Consider the following 18,884-nt stretch of genomic DNA (forward strand, 5'->3'; position numbering starts at 1 on the left):
TGGGTTCTTGAGGAGGTTTTATAATGTCCGCTTCCAAGAAAAAATCACCTTCACTTTATATAAGGGTCGATATACCGGAAAAATACATCAACGAGTTTAAGGAGATTTGTTCAGAAGTTGTTGTCGAGCCATGGGAATTCGGCGAACCTGAACCACAGCCAACAGTTGATCTATCAAAGTTTGATGTCCTTTATACGCTGGGGCTTCATGATAATCTTAACATTATAAAAAAAGCTCCAAGGATTAAATGGATCCATTCAGACAGTGCTGGAGTTGAGGCCATGCTGACTGAAGATATACAAAACAGCGATGTCATCATCACCAATGTCAAAGGCTGCACATCTGTCCCGATAGCCGAGCATACAATTGCGATGCTATCTTCGTTAGCAAGAGGTGTGCCGGCAATGATCAGAAATCAAATAAACAAAACTTGGGTTGAAATTCCTGTGAAAGATCTTGAAAATGCGACAGTTGGGATAATTGGGTATGGTGATATTGGCTATGAGATAGCAAAGAGATGTAAAGCACTAGGTATGACGGTTATTGGGTGCCGCCGGAATCCCGCCAAGAGGAACGACGAATATGAACCTGCTGATTTGATAATGGGCATGGATCAAGTGGATGAAGTCCTTTCTAGGTCCGATTTTGTTGTATTGGCACTCCCGTTTACGAAAGATACCTCGTATTTTTTTAATAAAGAACGCTTAAATAAAATGAAAAAAGGCAGCTATGTAATTAATGTCGGCCGGGGTAATACGATTGTGGATGAAGATTTAATCGATTCCTTGAGCAATGGGCACATAGCAGGAGCGGCGCTCGATGTGTTTGAAGTAGAACCTTTACCTGAGGATCACCCTTTTTGGCAGCTGGAAAATGTCATGGTTTCCCCACATAATGCTTACAACTCGTCCAAACACCAAGATCGTGTGATGGAGTTATTCCTGAAAAATTTAAAACTTTTTTCTGAAGGTGAACCACTAATGAACGTTGTGGAAAAAAGACTGGGTTATTAGTAGTAATGGGCTCTTTGTAAGAAAAAAATTTATAGATTGTTTTCAATATTGTTGATGAGGACATAAATGTGAGAGACTGCAAAAGCCTAGAAAGCTTTGTGGTCTTTTTTATATTTTAGACCTTATGAACTAGTAATCGATTAATATATTGCATTTATGAAAGGAGATATTTCAATATTGAAATATTACTAAAGCTATCTAGACGTTTTATTAGTTTAATAGTCTGAAAAATCGATAAATATTATGTTTATCAGTTTTGGCATGATAATTGCAATGGTTTATTATAAATCCAATAAAAGAGGTGAAGTCCATTGACCCGTTACGAATATGGCGGTGATGAGTTTATTTTTGTTGAATTAGCAGAGGGAATGAGTCTTGAAACTAATTTTCAAGCAATGGCCATTACTAAGGCGTTACGAGAAGAGGAGGTATCAGGAATTTTGGATATTTGTCCTTCCAATGCTTCATATATGATTCGGTTTGATCCAGATCTTATTCATCCAGATGATTTAATTTCAAAATTGAAAGAACTTGAACAAGATGTTACATTGGAGAACTTTGAAATAACTGCACGTGCAGTGGATGTACCCATATTATTTGAAGACCCTTGGACACATGAGGCATTAATGCGTTTTAGAGATCGACATCAGGATCCAACATCAACAGATATAGAATATGTGGCACATGCTAATGGTTTTCAATCAAAAGAAGATTTAATTAAATCAATTACAGATGCCCCTTATCTTGTGTCGATGATAGGCTTTGTACCGGGCTTGCCATGGTGCTATCAAATGGTTCCAAACGAGCAGCAAATCGAAGCACCTAAATATGTCCGTCCTCGAACATATACGCCAGAGAGAGCATTCGGATTCGGCGGTTCATTTGCCGTTATTTATCCGGTTCAAGGTGCAGGAGGTTACCAGTTGTTTGGAACTGCTGCAGCACCGATCTTTGAAAAGGAGCAGCGTTTACATGATTTTAAAGAGTCAATGACCTTCCCGAGACAGGGGGATGTTTTTAGATATCGAAGCATTTCCGTGGAGGAGTACGAAGATATTCGAAAACAAGTTGAAAATGGGGAATTCCGTTATTTGACGAAGGATATCACCTTTAGACCGAAAGATGTTCTCGAAAATCCAAATGCGTTTTCAGAATCTGTGATAAGGAGGTTATATGCATGATTAAAGTTATTAACCCTGGCCTTCAAACTACTGTTCAAGATTATGGGAGAATTGGCTTTTATGAAGTGGGGATGCCGCCATCGGGAGCAATGGATAAATACTCCTACAGGGCAAGCAACTTGCTTGTTGGGAACGATGAAAATGCAGCTGTTCTCGAGATTACTTATATGGGGCCAGTCTTAGAATTCCAACAAGATGTAACCGTTGCTATTGCAGGAGGGGAAATACCGCCAAAAATTAATGATCAGTATGTTCCAATGTGGGAAACATTAGAAGTTAAGGCTGGAGATGTTCTGTCCTTTGATTTTGTTAAACAAGGAGCCCGGGTGTATTTAGCGGTAGCTGGCGGAATTGAAGTGCCGCTTATTATGGAATCACGGTCCACATATACATTGTGCGGAATTGGAGGTTTCGAAGGAAGGCCACTTCAAGCTGGGGACTTTTTGAAAATCGGTAATGCAAACCAATCAAAGATTGCGATTGGAACACGCATAAGTGATGAATTAATTCCGGTTTTCTCAAAAACGAATGTAATTCGTGTTGTTGTAGGATTGTGCAGTTATCGCTTGACTGAAGAAAGTAAAAGACGCTTTTTCTCTATCGATTGGACGGTTACAACGGAAGCAAACCGTGTTGGCTACCGTTTTAAAGGGGAGCGTTTGAATTTCGTAGAGCGTCAACAACCATTTGGAGCCGGCAGCAATCCTTCAAATGTTGTGGATCTAGGGTATCCAATCGGATCAATCCAAGTACCCGATGGCGTGGAACCGATTGCTTTGTTAAACGATGCTGTGACAGGTGGAGGCTATGCCACGATTTGTACAATTATCAGTACGGATTTAGACAAAATGGCACAAATCAAAACAAATGAAAAGGTTCGCTTTGTTGCTGTTGACATAAATGAAGCCCTCGAGGCAAGAAAAGTAAACAAAGATAAATACAATGAAATGAAAAAACAAGTATTAGGACAATTAGGGGGAATCAATCATGGCTGAACAAAAAACAGTTCTATCACCAATCCCAGGAGTATTTTATCGCAAACCCGCACCTGATAAGGACGTGTACGTAAAAGAAGGAGATACTGTTAATACAGGCGACGTTCTTGCTATGGTGGAAGTCATGAAAAACTTTTATGAAATTAAAGCAGAAACAGATGGGGTTCTTGCACAATTCTTTGTTGAGGATGAGGATCTTCTAAACGCGGGGCAGGAAATAGCGGTAATCATTGAATAGTAATTATTTATGTGAAAAGAAGGAGGAAGAGTAAATGGGCTATTTTAAAAAGGTGCTGATTGCAAACAGAGGGGAAATTGCTAGGAGAATTATTCGTACATGTAATAAGGAGGGCATTCAAACAGTCGCTGTTTATTCTGAAGCCGATGCAGAGGCTCCTTATGTCAGGGAAGCGACTGAAGCTGTATGCATCGGTCCGGCTCAAGCGAAAAAGAGTTATCTTGATATTGAAAAAGTGATTCAGGTAGCGAAAGAAACACATGCCGATGCAATTCATCCTGGGTATGGATTCTTATCCGAAAATCCGGAATTTGTACGAAGATGTGAGGAAGAAAATATTGTCTTTATCGGTCCAACTGCGGAAACAATACATATTATGGGCAGTAAGCTTGAAGCTCGTACCCAAATGCAAAAGGCGGGCGTGAGGGTTGTGCCAGGTACGGATAAAAGCATTGAGTCAGTCGACGAAGCATTGTTGATTGCGAACGATCTTGGCTACCCGCTCATGTTAAAAGCTAGCGCCGGTGGTGGTGGTATTGGGATGAAGCTTGTTCAAGATGACGCAGAGTTAATAAAGGTGTTTGATGCGACGAAGCAACAAGCTAATTCATTTTTTAGTGATGGTACTGTCTTTTTAGAAAAATGGATATCAAATCCTCGCCATATTGAAGTGCAAATTGTTGCTGATACATACGGAAATGTTTTGCATTTATTTGAAAGGGAATGTTCGGTCCAACGCCGAAATCAAAAGGTGCTAGAAGAAAGCCCTTCACCATTTCTAAATGAAACCCTTAGAAAAGAATTGTTGGAAGCAGCCATTCGAGGTGTAAAACAAATAGATTATACAAATGTAGGCACAATGGAATTCATTTTTGATGAAAATCAAAAATTCTATTTTCTTGAAATGAATACTCGTCTACAAGTAGAACACCCAATAACCGAAGAAATAACGGGACTGGATTTAGTTGAACTACAGTTGAAAATCGCTGCTAAGGAAAAATTGACGATCACACAGGAGGAGATAAACAAAACAGGACACGCAATTGAATGCAGACTTTATGCAGAAGATCCTAATACTTTCTTTCCTAGTCCAGGGGTAATTTCTAGGTTAAAATTACCCGAAAACGATGTAAGGTTTGATTTCGGCGTCATTGAAGGCAGTGCGGTGACCCCTTATTATGATCCGATGATCGGTAAAATTATTGTTCACGGCTTAACGCGTGATCAAGCAATCACAAAAATGCAACGAGTACTTGAAGAGATTGACGTACAAGGAGTTAAGACAAATCTCTTGCTTCTCAAACAAATCATGAAAAGTAACCAGTTTATTAGTGGTAATTATACAACTCAATTTTTAGCAGAAAATAAAGTTCAAGTGCTAAAGGGGTGAAAACAATGTATAAGGTAGATTTGAACTGTGATATGGGAGAAAGCTTTGGGCTTTATGAATTAGGCAATGATGAAGAATTAATGCAGTCCATTACATCGGCTAATATTGCATGTGGTTTTCATGCCGGAGATCCCCATGTTATGAGGAAAACGGTGGAACTAGCAAAGAAATATGATGTAGGGATTGGTGCACATCCAGGGTTGCCTGATTTATTGGGTTTCGGTCGTCGCTTCATGACCTGTACACCCTCAGAAATAAAAGACTATGTGATGTATCAAGTAGGCGCTTTAAGAGAATTCTGCGCTGCTGCAGATGTCAAAATCCAGCATTGTAAACCACACGGAGCTTTATTTATGAAAGCAATGGAAGATAAGACTATAGCACGAGCAATATTAGAAACAATTCATACAATCGATCCAAAAATGGTCATATTTGCGCTTAGCCAATCGGAAGTGATGGAAGAAGCGATAAAAATGGGTGTCCCGGTTGCAAAAGAAGCTTATGCTGACCGGGAGCATACTGAAAGCGGGTCCATTTTGTTAACGAGAACAGGCGCACAAATCAATGATTATGAAGAAATGGCGCAGCGAGTTGTTCGTATGGTCAAAGAAGGAAGAGTCTTCACGCACGATGGAAAAGATGTTGCCATTAAAGCAGAGACCATTTGTATTCATGGAGATACACCAGGAGCGCCGGCTCTTGCTAAAAAAGTTGTAGAAGCTTTAAAAGAGAGTGGCGTCGAGATTGTACCTATTAAAAAGATTATCTCGTAAGGTACTCGTCCTAAAATGTATATTGGTATAGTAATGGGGCTCTAATTATTGAACTATGCTCTTTAAAAAGGATTTATAGATTAGTCGACTAGTAGAAGAATCCGGTATTGTATGCCGGGGTCATTCTATTTGGCCCCGATATAAAGAATTGTATCCCTCTAGACACTCTTCAATTAATTTGTAAACTTCTCAAACTAGCCTTAGTCCTTTCACATGTCGTTGAAACTTCAGATACTATACAAAAGATATAATTGACCTATTAATCAAAATTATATATATATTAAAATACTTCTGAATACATATCCTTACCTATAAAAAGTATAATAAAATAAAGATCTCGTTATCGGGAGGGGTGAGTAAGTTGATTATTTGGAACGATATTCTTAAACCGATTTCAGTATATGTTAATATTCATAGCACTATTAGAGCTGTCATTCAAAAATTATCAAATCAAAAAGCGAATATTGTGTTTGTTAAGGATAAGGGGAGTTTAGTTGGCTATAGTACAATGGAGATTTTAATGAACCAAATTGCTCAAATGGAAGACTTATCACAGCCTATTAGCTTTAAAAATGATATTTTAAAAGTCCCACAGTTTTCGCCAGTTGAATTTTTCCATAACGTTTCTCTGATTATAGGGGAAGATGCCAATGGAGATATTGTCGGCTACACTACAATTGAACATGCACGGAATAAAATCAGTGAGCTGAATTTGAAGGATTTAAATCTCCTTTTACAAGGAGCTGGAGTAGGAATTATCCGAACAAATATCGATTACCAAATAGAATATATTAATGAAACAGCAGAAGGTATTTTAGGTCTCCACCGTTCATTTTTACAGTTTCGAGACTATAAAATGCTTTTAACTATCGATAAAAATCTTGATAAAGTAATGACTGGGGAAACTCTTATAAGTGTGAACGCTTCTCTAAACTTTAAATACAAAGTTGGGAATTTTTACCCGTTAAAAATGGGAGATAAAATAAAAGGACTCATACATATTTTTTTCTCACGTGAAGTTTTCGAGGATTCTGTTAAAGAATTAGACTTTGTTCGAAATCTGAATTCTGATTTACAAACGGTATATGCTTCTTCTCAGGAACAAATACTCGTCATTGATGAAAGCGGTAAAATCATTCGAGTAGCGGGAATGTTTCTTCACGATTTTTGGAAAGTGGATAATCCAGAAAACATAATTGGTAAGCATATAAGTGAGTTTACGAGAAAAAACATTTTTCAGCCTAATGTTTTTGAACTATGCCAGAAACAAAAGAAAAAGGTTACATCGATTCAGGAGTCCATGGGGAAAAGTAGAATCTGGTCTGTCGCAACCCCGGTATACCATGAGGGGAATTTAGAAAAAGTAGTTGTCCTTTCAAGGGACATTACACAAGAAAATTCCTCAATTCTAGATCAGTCGGAAGAAGGTTCTAAAACTTTACAAGATCCTGATGATTTAAACAACAACGAAAAACAACTTGTTTATCGTTCGAAAACAATTGAGCGCTTAGTGGTAGAGATAAAGCGAGTAGCCCAATTTAATTCGACTATTCTACTTGAAGGTGAATCCGGTGTTGGAAAAGAAGTATTCGTCCACCAAATTCATTCAGCCAGTCCTCGGAGTAATCAGCAGCTAGTGCGGATTAACTGCGGTGCTATTCCAGAGAATCTCATTGAAAGTGAATTGTTCGGTTATGAGAAAGGGGCATTTACTGGTGCAGATAAAAATGGGAAAGCAGGCTTGTTTGAGATTGCTAATAACAGCACGCTTTTTCTCGATGAAATTGGTGAACTCCCTTTAAATATGCAAGTGAAGCTATTACGTGTGTTGCAGGAACGAGAAGTGACTAGAATTGGCGGGACCCATCCTATACCTGTAAATGTTCGAATTATAACGGCAACGAATAAGGATTTACGAGAGTTGGTGAACCAAGGTGAATTCAGGGAGGATTTATACTACCGATTATATGTTATTCCATTTAGTATTCCGCCATTACGTGAACGAAAGGATGATATCTTTCCCCTCGCGATTTATTTTTTGGAACAATTTAAAAAAATGTATGATATCAAGAAAAGTTTCACCCCAGAAGCCATTGAAGTCTTAGAGACATATTCATGGCCGGGAAATGTAAGGGAACTTCAAAATATAGTGGAGCGCTTAACGTTATTGGGCGAGGGAGAATGGGTTAAACGGGAGCATGCATTGAAATTTTTGTACGGGGAAGTTCAAAAAAAGAAAAAACAACTATTAGTTTTAGAATTAATGCCGCTTAAAGAAGCAGTAGAAGAATTAGAAACTCAACTTATTCAAAGAGGGATGCAAAAATACGGCACTGCCGATAAATTATCTAAGGTACTAGGTGTTAGTCCTGCGACAATAAGCAGGCGGATGAAAAAGCTGAAATAACAAAGGGGGCGACAATTATTGTTTAATTTGCCTGAAACTCATTTTAATTTTGGAGGAGACGAATACATATATGCTGAAATTTCTCGTGATATGAGAATTGAGAGTAACTTTAAAGCAATTGCGGTGACGGAGGAGCTGAGAAAAAGAGAGATTCCAGGCATTATTGATATTGTTTCATCCAATGCCTCCTATTTAGTTCGTTATAACCCAGACATCGTCTCAGCAAGAGATTTACTGGACTATTTAAAAGAAATAGATTTAACGAAAAGCAATCCTGAAAAGTTAAATCTATCAGTACGAATAATAGAAATTCCAGCATGGTACGACGATCCTGTGTCAAGAGAATATTCCCTCCGTTTTAAGAGCAGACACCCGGCCCCTGACTTAACAGATTTTGAATATGTGATGAAAGTAAATGGGTTTACAGACAAAGAATCATTTATTAAAACTCATTCAGAGACTCCATATTTAATTACAATGGTTGGATTTCTGCCTGGAACGGGTTGGCAGTTTCCGCTTGGATTGCAGCCAAATGAGATCATTCAAGCACCAAAATATAATAGTCCCCGTACAGAAACGCCGGAAAGAGGCATAGGTATAGGTGGTGCATTCAATGTGATTTATCCAGTAAATGGACCAGGTAGCTATCAACTAATAGGACGATCAGCTATCCCTTTAGTAGATAAAATAAACCATTTAGAAGAGACTTCTTTTTTGGCAAGACCTGGGGATATATGGAAGTATCGTCCTGTTAATGAATCTGAATATAATAAAATCGAAAGCAATGTACGTGCTGGAACGTATCTTAATAAAGTAAAAGAAATTGATCTTTCGCCACTAGAATATGTAGAAAAAGGAAAAAAGTATATCGATGAGCTCATGGAGGATTTTTAAATGATAGAAATTAAGGAGCCTGGGTTATGGACAACGGTACAGGACATGGGACGCGTCGGGAAGTATCATCTAGGCGTACCGCCATCAGGAGCAGCTGATAAATATTCATTTATGATCGGGAACCTTCTTGTAGGAAATCCAGCTGAATTCGCATCACTTGAGATGACATTATTAGGGGGAGAGTTTGAATTTCATAGAAATTTAATTATTGCCCTCACAGGTGCTCCAATGGAAGCATACTTAAATCACCAGCGATTATCTTTCTGGGAAACCCACCAAGTAAAAGATGGAGACATCTTAACGATAAAAGCTTGCCAACATGGGGTGAAAAGCTATTTAAGTATCTCTGGTGGCATAAAGGTTCAAGATGTTTTAGGTAGTAAATCAACCTATGAACTAAGCCAGATTGGGGGCTTTGATGGCAGAAAGTTGGCTGTAGGCGATAGAATACAGATTAATGAGCCATTGCCGGGAGCTTCCAAACAAATTGGTAAATATGCTCCACTAGAATTCGTCCCAACCTTTAATGATTTTCAAGAATTACGTGTCACGATGGGGTTATCGGGTTACTTATTGAGCGATCAAGGGTTAAAAACTTTCCTCAATTCGGAATGGATTGTTTCGCATGAATCCAACCGGGTCGCATACCGATATACTGGCCCAAGAGTGACATTCACTGAGCAATATCCACCATTTGGTGCAGGAACTAGTTTTTCGAATGTAGTTGATTTTGCGTATCCTATAGGCTCTATTATGTTTACAAATGAGGAAGAACTGATTGTTTTACATAATGATGCAATGACAGGTGGTGGTTTTGTCACAATAGGTACCGTCATAAGCCAAGATTTAGATTTAATTTCTCAATCTAGACCTTTATCGAAATGTCACTTTATCACGGTTACCATTGATCAGGCCATCCAAGCGAGAACAGAAAGAAGGGGAAATATGGAAAAGTTGTTCGACCTTCTTAAAAGGTAAGTAATGACTTAAACTTTGTACCAAAATAATAAAACTCATTTCTATAACAGAAGCAAAGTGTATGAGTATTATATGAAGAGGCTCAAAAAACACTCGATAGCAGAAGCGGAAATCAAGAGCTTCTAGTCAATAAAGAGTTTAGATTGAAGTCGACTTCCAATAAATATGTACTTTCGATTCCAAGGAACATGATTATTACGAGAGCATACTCTTACTGGGTTTGCTCTTTTTTTATTATTAATGCACTATACCGTTGAAATGCCAGTACTTTATGTTTTCTTGTATAGGACAATCTCTGATCAGGAAAAGCTGAATATAAGGAGGCGATGTATGAATGGGTACTTTCGAAGTTATTTCCCTGATGCTAAGCTTTGGCATGTTTGTAATTGCTATTCTTGATTTCAAAAATCATGACAAGAATCCTTGAAGATACCGAATTTGTTATGAAAAGAAAGGCCGATGTGTTTGATAATTGGAAGCGTTTAATAAATACTGGGTACAATATAGAAGGTATTGATTTCCTCTATTCTTTAAACTTGCAGAGAACACCAATATGAGGTGTTCTTTTTGTTGTAAAAGTATTTCAAATGGGTTCATTAGTAAATCCCATCCACTCAAAAGCTGTCATCTTTGACAAAACAATGATATGCAAGTATAGTGCTAATAGACCGGTTGATATAATTTCAAGGAGTGATCCAGCTATGGCAGAAAAACGAAACTCTAAAGACATTCTTATTGAAGCTGCTTCCCGGCTTTTTCGAATACGTGGATATTATGGTGTAGGGCTTAAGGACATTATTGAGGAAAGTGGTATCCCAAAAGGTTCGCTGTATCATTATTTTCCGAAAGGCAAAGAGGAATTGGCGATAGAGGCGATTAATCATACAAAAGAATTCGTGATAGATGAAATTCGACGGGGATTTGATGAAATAGAAGACCCTATCAAAGCCATTCAGGCTCATATTTTTCAATTATCCGAGGTTTTTGGTGATAGTGAAAATCTATTAGGACTGCCAATCGGGACGATTGCAGCGGAAACATATACGACGAGTGAGCAGATAAGAACGGCCTGTCAAGAAGCGATAGAAGATTGGCAATCCATTTATGTGAAGAAATTACTCGAGGCGGAATACAGTGAGAAACGGTCAAAGGAATTGAGTATCGTAATTAATGCTTTAATTGAAGGAGGTATCCTTTTATCCTTAACGGCGAAAAACGGGCAACCTCTCCAAGCCATTGCGGAACAGATACCATTATTGCTGATAAATAAATAATTCATCGGGAAAAATTATTATAAGCTTAGGTCGAACAGTTAGTAATTGGAGGAATCATTTTATGTCTACAGATGCAGGACAGCAACAAAACCCAGTCATTAGAACGACCCCCATTTTAATTGCATTTTTAATTGCAGGGTTCATTGGGTTATTCAGCGAGACGGCTTTAAACATGGCGCTGGGGGATTTAATACAGGAATTCAATGTCAGTCCTTCCACCGTGCAATGGCTGACAACGGGTTACTTATTGACATTGGGGATATTGGTTCCCGTTTCGGGACTCTTGATTCAGTGGTTCAATACCCGTCAATTATTCATTGCATCAATGGTGTTCTCGATCATTGGGACGCTCATTGCAGCAATTGCACCTGGGTTCGGCATCTTGATGCTAGCCCGTGTCATCCAGGCTATCGGAACGGGTCTTTTATTGCCCCTTATGTTCAATACCATTTTATTGATTTTCCCTATTCATAAAAGGGGAGCGACGATGGGATTGATGGGGCTGGTGATCATGTTTGCCCCAGCCATCGGGCCGACAGTTTCAGGTTTGATTATTGAAAATCTAAAATGGAATTACATTTTCTGGGTGTCTTTGCCGTTCTTTGTGATCGCTTTACTATTCGGTCTCAAGTATATGCAAAACGTTTCAACAATCACCAAACCTAAAATCGATGTACCATCCATTATTTTATCGACCATTGGTTTTGGTGGAATTGTTTATGGCTTTAGTATTGTTGGAGAGCAAGGGTGGAATAATGCGATAGTTCTATCCTCGATCATTGTTGGCCTTATAGCGCTGTTCCTGTTTGCTGTAAGACAATTCAACATGGATAAACCGATGATTGACTTGCGCGTTTTTAAATATCCGATGTTCACGATAGGGTTAATAACCGTCTTCATCACCTTCATGATCATCATGTCATCCATGATTCTCTTACCGTTATACTTGCAAACCGGGCTTGCATTAGCTGCGTTTTCTGCTGGGCTCGTACTTTTACCTGGTGGAGTGCTTAATGGTATCATGTCTCCGGTTACGGGGCGCATTTTTGATAAGTTCGGACCAAGGGGATTAGTGATCCCAGGCTTCATTATCATGATTGTCATGTTATGGACTTTGACGAACGTAACGACTGAAACATCGATCATTATGGTAATCGTCATGCATACTCTCCTTATGATTGGTGTTTCGATGGTCATGATGCCAGCCCAAACAAATGGCCTGAATCAACTGCCGAAAAATCTTTATCCGGATGGAACGGCTCTAATGAATACATTGCAACAAGTATCGGGGGCCATCGGTACAACCGTTGCCATTACCATCATGTCAGCATCACAAAAAAATTATATGGCAAATTCAGAAGATCCGTTCGATCCATCTGCCATTAGCGGTTCATTGACTGCAGGCGTTCAAGATGCCTTCATTTTTGGTCTTGTCCTAGCAATCATTGGCTTGATCGTATCGTTTTTTATCAGAACTGCACGAAACTAATAAGATATATTAATGGAAAAAGATAAATAAGCCAGCAGGGAAAAGATTTTCTCTGTCTGGCTTTTTTGTTTGAAAAAGGATATTGGTGTTTTTAAAGAACTTAATAATTTTTTACGCCCCATTAGTTACACTGTTTTGTATTCTATTCTTCTAAAATCCGAAACCATATTAAGGAACTTCGCATTTTCTTCTAAATAAGGGAAGTGGTTACTCTCTTCAAAGATATAAAGTTTCGAATCCATCAATCCAGCATCGATTTCTTCTGAGAAGACTAAAGGGCATTGTGCATCATGTCGTCCACAATAAACAATGGTGGGAATTCTAACTTTTGATAGTTCTTTTTGTAAATCAAAATTAGGTAGGTCATTAAAAGAAAAGTAATCTAACCTTCTATGTACTACTTTGCCACTTGAAGGTCTTTGAAAATATTCAGCTTTTTTTTCAATATTGTATAAAGACATATCTGTCCATTCTCTATTGGCAGATCTTCTTTCCTCAATAGTGGTATCCGGAGACTTCAAAATAGAGAATATCTCTTTCAACCTCTTGTTAAGTGAACTACTGGGGCTATACATACTTCCTTCGTGTTCCATATATTTTTTTGTAGCAGTTGCCCCTCCGACCATTAACTTTGAAAGGGTATTAGGAAATGATGTTACATAGACCAACGCTAACATTCCTCCAGTTGAATGTCCTGCAAAACTCCATCGCTCCAATACTAATGCTTCCCTAATAGCTTCCAAATCCATAACTGATTGACTCATACTCATTTCTTCGTCTGACTCTGCATTACAAGAGTTTCCCGCTCCCTTTAAATTTACAAGATAAACTTTAAAATCACTTACAAAATTATCAGCAAAATAATAGCCAAGTTCATTAAATTCGCTATATAAATGAGTGATACAAACAGGTTCACCTTCTCCTTGGACAAAGACCTCGAACTTTCCACGGCTTGTTTCAACCATTTGTCGTTTCCACATAAAAACACCCCATCTTTTTTATTTTTAATAAGGTTATGTCCAGTCCTTATAAACATTCTTGTGCTATCCTGTTCCTTAATATCTAAAAGTTAACAAGAATACCATAAGGGTAAAATCGTTTTTACTGGTCTTTATTACCATATTTTATCAAAAACTATGAAGATCAGAGTGAATTATTTGAAAATTAACCACTTATCGGATAATCTTACACAATAATAGTTACTAAAAGTCAGCTCAATAAAGCGGTTAACAGGAGGAATTCAAATGAATACAATAAAAACTAAAATGTTTGAACCTGTAACAATAGGTGCATGGAACTTAAGAACAAGAACGGCAATGGCTCCTATGACACGGTCGTTTGCTGATAACGAAACCGGTGTTGTAAATGACCTGACCGTAGAATATTACCGAAAACGGGCTCAAGATGGAATCGGACTTATCATTACTGAAGGTGTAGTGATTTCACCAAGAGCAAAGGGCAATCCTGGAGTTCCCGGAATATATACACAAGAGCAAATCAACGGGTGGAAAAAAGTAACGGAAGCTGTACACGCTGAAGGCGGAACGATCATAGCGCAAATCTGGCATGTTGGCCGTGCAAGCCACCATGAAATTGCAGGAGGACTTCCTCCGCAGGCTCCTTCTCCTATCGCTGCTGAAGGAAAGGTTTCACGATTCGGAAAACCTTTTGATACTCCTGAAGAAATGACAGAGACGGATATTGAAGAAGTGGTGAACCAATATAAACAAGCTGCTAAGAATGCGATGGATGCTGGCTTTGACGGCGTTGAAATTCATGGCGCACACGGCTACTTAATAGACCAGTTCAATTCCGACACTTCCAATAAAAGGACCGATCGGTACGGTGGTAATTTAAAACAGCGTCTGACCTTTATGAAGGAAGTGCTAAACGCGGTTATTGATGCGGTTGGAGTGGATCGTACCCTTATTCGTTTCTCAGCTTTGAAAATTGACCAGCCGTCTTACATGTGGGAAGATCCTGAAACAGCGATCCAAACATTTATTGAAGCGTTTAAAGAAACAGGAGTCACAATGATCCACCCGTCCACGATGGAATTCACCAAACCGATTGCAAGAGGATTAACCATGCATGAATTGGTACGCAGCCACTGGGATGGAATAATAGTTGGAGTGGGGGGGCTTGATCCTGAAACAGCAGAAGCGGCACTGGAAAAAGGCATCATTGATGTTGCGGCAATCGGACGTCCGCTTATCGCCAACCCGGATTATCTGACACGAATTAAGCAGGATGAAAAACTTGTTGATTACGAGGCAAAGAAACATTTAGGGCAACTGATTTAATAGAGAAAAAACAAAGCCTTTCTTAAGAGGCCAGTGCACCGAAGTAACCATTCATTTTTTCTCTCAATTAACTGATGCGATTCTTCATTAAGAAGGATCGCCTTTTCTTATGGAACTAAAAGTGGTGAATAGAGATATGTATTTGGTAAGCTTACTGGTCATTTTAATAAATAAGGTGAGGAAACGGGTATATCAATGGAATGAATCATGGTTATCGGAGTGTCCGCGGGTGTCGGAAAATCAATTTTTGCAAGAAGGCTTGGAGATAACAGATCATCTGCGGGGGGGGGGGGATATGCTGAAAAAAGGACAACTTTAATAAGGGGGTGAAGACTCTCCAAAGCGAGATTGAATTCATATATATATTATTTGGAGTAGCATCATCATTCATAAATGAAAAGGATATTGAGGTTCTATGTTTCTAACAAAACATATTATTCTAGAGTTTCGACATTATATTGACAATAATATAGTTACTCTTTAGAATTGAAAATGATTCTCAATATGGTACTGGAGGCACCAATGTTATGTCAAAAAGAAGAAACAGCAAACAAGTGTTATTTATATCTGCCATCGTTTTAATTTTATCAACGCTTTTACTTGGATGTACAAATGAATCAAAAGAAAATTCAACTTCAAATAAAGACAGTAAAGACATGCTTACTTTTGCTTGGCCTAGAGATATAGGTGAAATGAATCCGCATGTCTATAATCCTTCTCAATTATTCGCTCAATCGATGGTATATGAACCTTTGGTTAGCTACCAAGATGGAGGCGAGCTGAAACCACATTTAGCTGAATCTTGGGAAATTTCCAAGGATGGGAAGGAATATACGTTCAACCTGCGTCAAGATGTGAAATTTTCTGACGGTACAAGCTTTAATGCTGAAATTGTGAAAAAGAACTTTGATGCTATATTGAAGAATGTTGATTTACATAGTTGGTTGGGCTTTATTCCGAAAGTGGATCAAACGGAGGTAATTGACCAAAACACGTTTAAACTAACATTAAAGGAGCCATATTATCCTACTATTCAAGAGTTAGCCGTCGTTCGTCCAGTCCGTTTCTTAGGTGATGCTGGATTCCCTAAAGATGGTGACACTTCAAAAGGCGTTACAAAACCAGTCGGTACAGGTCCATGGATTTTGGAAGAATATAAAGCAGATGAATATGCTATTTTCAAACGCAATGAAAATTATTGGGGTGAGCTCCCTAAAGTAAAGAAAATCAAAGTCAAGATCATTCCTGATGCTGAAACCCGAGTTCTTGCTTTTGAAAAAGGAGACCTAGACCTTATTTATGGTGAAGGGGTTATCAGTCTAGATTCGTTCAAACAATTAGAAACAACAGGTACCTATGAGACTAGTATTTCTGAGCCGGTTGCGACAAGACAACTAGTTATGAATACGAAGAAAGAACAGCTTTCAGATTTACGTGTTCGTCAGGCGTTACAATATGGATTTAATAAAAAAGCAATGGTTGAAGGAGTTACTTCTGGGTTGGAAGAGAAGGCAGATTTTATTTTACCGACAAACTTCCCGTATACTTCAGACATTGATGTTACAGCGATTGATTATAATGTTGAAAAAGCACAAGCTTTATTAGATGAAGCAGGATGGAAGCTGCCAAAAGGAAAAAACGTTCGTGAGAAAGACGGAAAACCACTTGAAATCGAGTTAATGTACGACTCTGCAGAATCGATTCAAAAAGCAATGGCCGAAACATTACAATCTGAGTGGGCGGCACTGGGTGTTAAATTAAATATCGTTGGAGTTGAGCTTACGGTACAAATTCAAAGATTCAAAGCTAATGAATTTGAATTGAATTTCTTTAGTAACTATGGCGCACCCTATGATCCTCATACTTTCGTAAACATCGTTGGTTCAGAAGGATTTGGATTTAACGAAGCCATTTCATCTTATCCGAACAAAGATAAGTTGTTAAAACAAATTGCTGATGTTCCTAGAACAACAGATGAAAAGGAACGTCAAGAACTTTACTCGACTATTTTGGAATCACTGCAAGACCAAGGAGCTATTGTACCTATTTCTTATATTAAGAAAATAGCTGTTTATCAAAAAGATGTATCAAATTTCACATTCCCTGCTAACCGGGATGAACATCCATTCACAGGAATTAGCATCGAGTAGTAAGATACAGGAGGGCTTTCATGGGAACTTATATCTTGAAACGAATTATGGCCATCATTCCCATCTTTCTTTTGGCCACTCTTCTAACGTTTGGAATGATTCACCTTTCACCCGTGGACCCAGCTGAGGCATATTTATCTGCAGCACATATCCAATCTACAGATGAGATATTGGCTCAGAAAAGACATGAGTTTGGCTTAGATCAACCCCTCCATGTTCAATATGTAAACTCTATCATTAAGATATGCCAATTTGATTTTGGCATATCTTATGTTTCGAATAAACCTGTTTGGGACGAGGTTACATATCGAATGCCAGCGACCATTCAGTTAGCTTTAGGTAGCATCATATTAGCGGTCCTGGTCAGTGTCCCTCTTGGATTTTTGGCAGGCATAAAGAAAAACAGTGGTATTGACCATTTTAGTCGAATTCTCTCTTTTTTCGGGGCATCCATCCCTTCTTTTTGGCTTGGTTATTTATTGATTTTTTTCTTTTCTGTTAAACTCGACCTATTTCCTGTTGAAGGAATCGGAACTTTGCAACATCTGGTTCTCCCTTCCGTTACTTTAGCTTTGCCATTAATAGCCTTGTATACTCGATTGTTACGTGCCAGTGTTCTTGAAAATTTACAGGAACCTTATATCCTTTTTGCTCGTACAAGAGGGATTCATGAAAAAGTGATTATGGGAAAACATGTATTGAGAATAGCCATATCTCCTATGATTACTGGACTAGGGATGAATTTAGGAAAGCTACTGACTGGAACCATTATCGTCGAAGCGGTCTTTTCCTGGCCAGGATTTGGTCGTTATTTTATTGAAGCTATTTTTAATCGGGATGTTCCTGTCATTCAATGCTATGTGCTTTTAGCAGCGGGACTATTCATTTTTAGCAACTTGATTGTTGACCTTATTCAAATGTGCATCGACCCACGCATCTCCAGAAAAGGAGGGCAACGTCAATGATAACAAGTCTTCGCATTATGATGAGAAGTCAGAAAGTGATTGTCCTTTGTTCGATAATATTGAGTTTCCTATTTATCATAACCATCTTGGCTCCTTGGATTGCACCTAATGATCCCATTGCTGTCAATTTAGCTAATAAACTACAGCCCTCTTCCTTTGAGTATCCATTGGGAACTGATCATTTAGGAAGATGCACGTTATCACGCATCTTATATGGAGCTCGCATTTCGTTAGGATTTGCCACATTAATCTTTATTTCATCTTTAGGCATCGGTTTGATTGTTGGAACCATTGCTGGTTATAAAGGTGGATGGGTGGACCAGGTGCTAATGAGACTTTGTGATGGTGTTATGGCATTTCCGAATCTTTTGCTCATTCTTGGACTTGTTGGTATATTGGGACCTGGCCTTAAACAGGTAATCTTAGCATTGATGCTTGTGCAATGGGTGTATTATGCGAGAATTTTCCGAGGAATGGTACTTAGTCTGAAAGAACAAAACTATATTGCGGCAGCTAAAATAAGCGGTTCTTCTCAATGGAAGATAATAAAGAAACATATTGTTCCAAATGTTCTCCCTCCGCTCGCTGTTATGGGTACATTGGAAATGGGTTGGGCCATCATGGATATATCCGCTATGTCGTTTCTAGGTTTAGGTGTGCAACCCCCTACTCCAGAATGGGGAGCAATGATTCATGAGGGGAAATCGTATATCCGGACGAATCCAGAATTAATGCTATATCCAGGTTTGATGATTATGCTCGTTGTCGTCACCTTCAATTTATTAGGCGAAGCGCTATCAGAACGTTTTGGAGTCAAACGTCGTTAATAAAAAG

At 38.6% G+C, this 18,884-nt stretch carries 17 protein-coding genes; 16 read left to right on the forward strand and 1 reads right to left on the reverse strand.

Going from position 1 to position 18,884, the window contains the following annotated elements; translation table 11 throughout:
- Positions 1-23: 23 nt before the first annotated feature.
- The 12 genes from ABIE66_RS04460 to ABIE66_RS04515 all read left to right on the forward strand — a co-directional run bounded on the left by ABIE66_RS04460 (position 24) and on the right by ABIE66_RS04515 (position 12,632).
- Entirely contained in the window at positions 24-1,013 is a 990-nt protein-coding gene (locus ABIE66_RS04460) for a D-2-hydroxyacid dehydrogenase (protein ID WP_370013980.1), read from the forward strand.
- A gap of 311 nt (positions 1,014-1,324) precedes the next feature.
- Positions 1,325-2,194, forward strand: coding sequence for a 5-oxoprolinase subunit B family protein (locus tag ABIE66_RS04465; RefSeq protein WP_370013981.1), 870 nt, complete (start codon positions 1,325-1,327; stop codon positions 2,192-2,194).
- Positions 2,191-3,189, forward strand: coding sequence for a 5-oxoprolinase subunit C family protein (locus tag ABIE66_RS04470; RefSeq protein ID WP_370013982.1), 999 nt, complete (start codon positions 2,191-2,193; stop codon positions 3,187-3,189). The genes ABIE66_RS04465 and ABIE66_RS04470 overlap by 4 nt, the downstream gene beginning before the upstream one ends.
- Positions 3,182-3,427 carry an acetyl-CoA carboxylase gene (locus ABIE66_RS04475; protein WP_370013983.1) on the forward strand — a complete coding sequence of 82 codons (246 nt, stop codon included), beginning with the start codon at positions 3,182-3,184 and terminating at the stop codon, positions 3,425-3,427. The genes ABIE66_RS04470 and ABIE66_RS04475 overlap by 8 nt, the downstream gene beginning before the upstream one ends.
- 34 nt (positions 3,428-3,461) lie before the next feature.
- Positions 3,462-4,817, forward strand: a complete 1,356-nt coding sequence (locus ABIE66_RS04480; RefSeq protein ID WP_370013984.1) for an acetyl-CoA carboxylase biotin carboxylase subunit — start codon at positions 3,462-3,464, stop codon at positions 4,815-4,817.
- Between the two features lie 5 nt (positions 4,818-4,822).
- Positions 4,823-5,590, forward strand: coding sequence for a LamB/YcsF family protein (locus tag ABIE66_RS04485; protein WP_370013985.1), 768 nt, complete (start codon positions 4,823-4,825; stop codon positions 5,588-5,590).
- A gap of 361 nt (positions 5,591-5,951) precedes the next feature.
- Positions 5,952-7,997, forward strand: coding sequence for a sigma-54 interaction domain-containing protein (locus tag ABIE66_RS04490; protein ID WP_370013986.1), 2,046 nt, complete (start codon positions 5,952-5,954; stop codon positions 7,995-7,997).
- An 18-nt stretch (positions 7,998-8,015) separates the two neighbouring features.
- Complete coding sequence (locus ABIE66_RS04495; RefSeq protein ID WP_370013987.1) at positions 8,016-8,891, forward strand: 5-oxoprolinase subunit B family protein; 876 nt, start codon at positions 8,016-8,018, stop codon at positions 8,889-8,891.
- Positions 8,892-9,869, forward strand: a complete 978-nt coding sequence (locus ABIE66_RS04500) for a 5-oxoprolinase subunit C family protein (protein ID WP_370013988.1) — start codon at positions 8,892-8,894, stop codon at positions 9,867-9,869.
- Between the two features lie 334 nt (positions 9,870-10,203).
- Entirely contained in the window at positions 10,204-10,296 is a 93-nt protein-coding gene (locus ABIE66_RS04505) for a putative holin-like toxin (protein ID WP_220126990.1), read from the forward strand.
- Between the two features lie 274 nt (positions 10,297-10,570).
- A complete protein-coding gene (locus ABIE66_RS04510; protein ID WP_370013989.1) occupies positions 10,571-11,143 on the forward strand; it encodes a TetR/AcrR family transcriptional regulator in 573 nt (190 codons plus the stop codon).
- 61 nt (positions 11,144-11,204) lie between these two features.
- A complete protein-coding gene (locus tag ABIE66_RS04515) occupies positions 11,205-12,632 on the forward strand; it encodes an MDR family MFS transporter (RefSeq protein WP_370013990.1) in 1,428 nt (475 codons plus the stop codon).
- Positions 12,633-12,757: 125 nt separating this feature from the next.
- Here ABIE66_RS04515 and ABIE66_RS04520 read toward each other — a convergent pair whose 3' ends face one another.
- Complete coding sequence (locus ABIE66_RS04520) at positions 12,758-13,612, reverse strand: alpha/beta fold hydrolase (RefSeq protein ID WP_370013991.1); 855 nt, start codon at positions 13,610-13,612, stop codon at positions 12,758-12,760.
- 264 nt (positions 13,613-13,876) lie between these two features.
- Here ABIE66_RS04520 and ABIE66_RS04525 point away from each other — a divergent pair, with 264 nt between their 5' ends.
- The 4 genes from ABIE66_RS04525 to nikC all read left to right on the forward strand — a co-directional run bounded on the left by ABIE66_RS04525 (position 13,877) and on the right by nikC (position 18,877).
- Positions 13,877-14,935, forward strand: coding sequence for an alkene reductase (locus ABIE66_RS04525; protein WP_370013992.1), 1,059 nt, complete (start codon positions 13,877-13,879; stop codon positions 14,933-14,935).
- Positions 14,936-15,462: 527 nt separating this feature from the next.
- A complete protein-coding gene (gene nikA / locus ABIE66_RS04530) occupies positions 15,463-17,085 on the forward strand; it encodes a nickel ABC transporter substrate-binding protein (protein ID WP_370013993.1) in 1,623 nt (540 codons plus the stop codon).
- 20 nt (positions 17,086-17,105) lie between these two features.
- Positions 17,106-18,050 carry a nickel ABC transporter permease subunit NikB gene (gene nikB, locus ABIE66_RS04535; RefSeq protein WP_289323840.1) on the forward strand — a complete coding sequence of 315 codons (945 nt, stop codon included), beginning with the start codon at positions 17,106-17,108 and terminating at the stop codon, positions 18,048-18,050.
- Positions 18,047-18,877, forward strand: a complete 831-nt coding sequence (gene nikC / locus ABIE66_RS04540) for a nickel ABC transporter permease subunit NikC (RefSeq protein ID WP_289323841.1) — start codon at positions 18,047-18,049, stop codon at positions 18,875-18,877. Before nikB ends, nikC begins: the two co-directional genes overlap by 4 nt.
- Positions 18,878-18,884 lie beyond the last annotated feature (7 nt).

Source organism: Peribacillus sp. B2I2 (genome assembly GCF_041261685.1).
Classification (GTDB): Bacteria; Bacillota; Bacilli; order Bacillales; family DSM-1321; genus Peribacillus.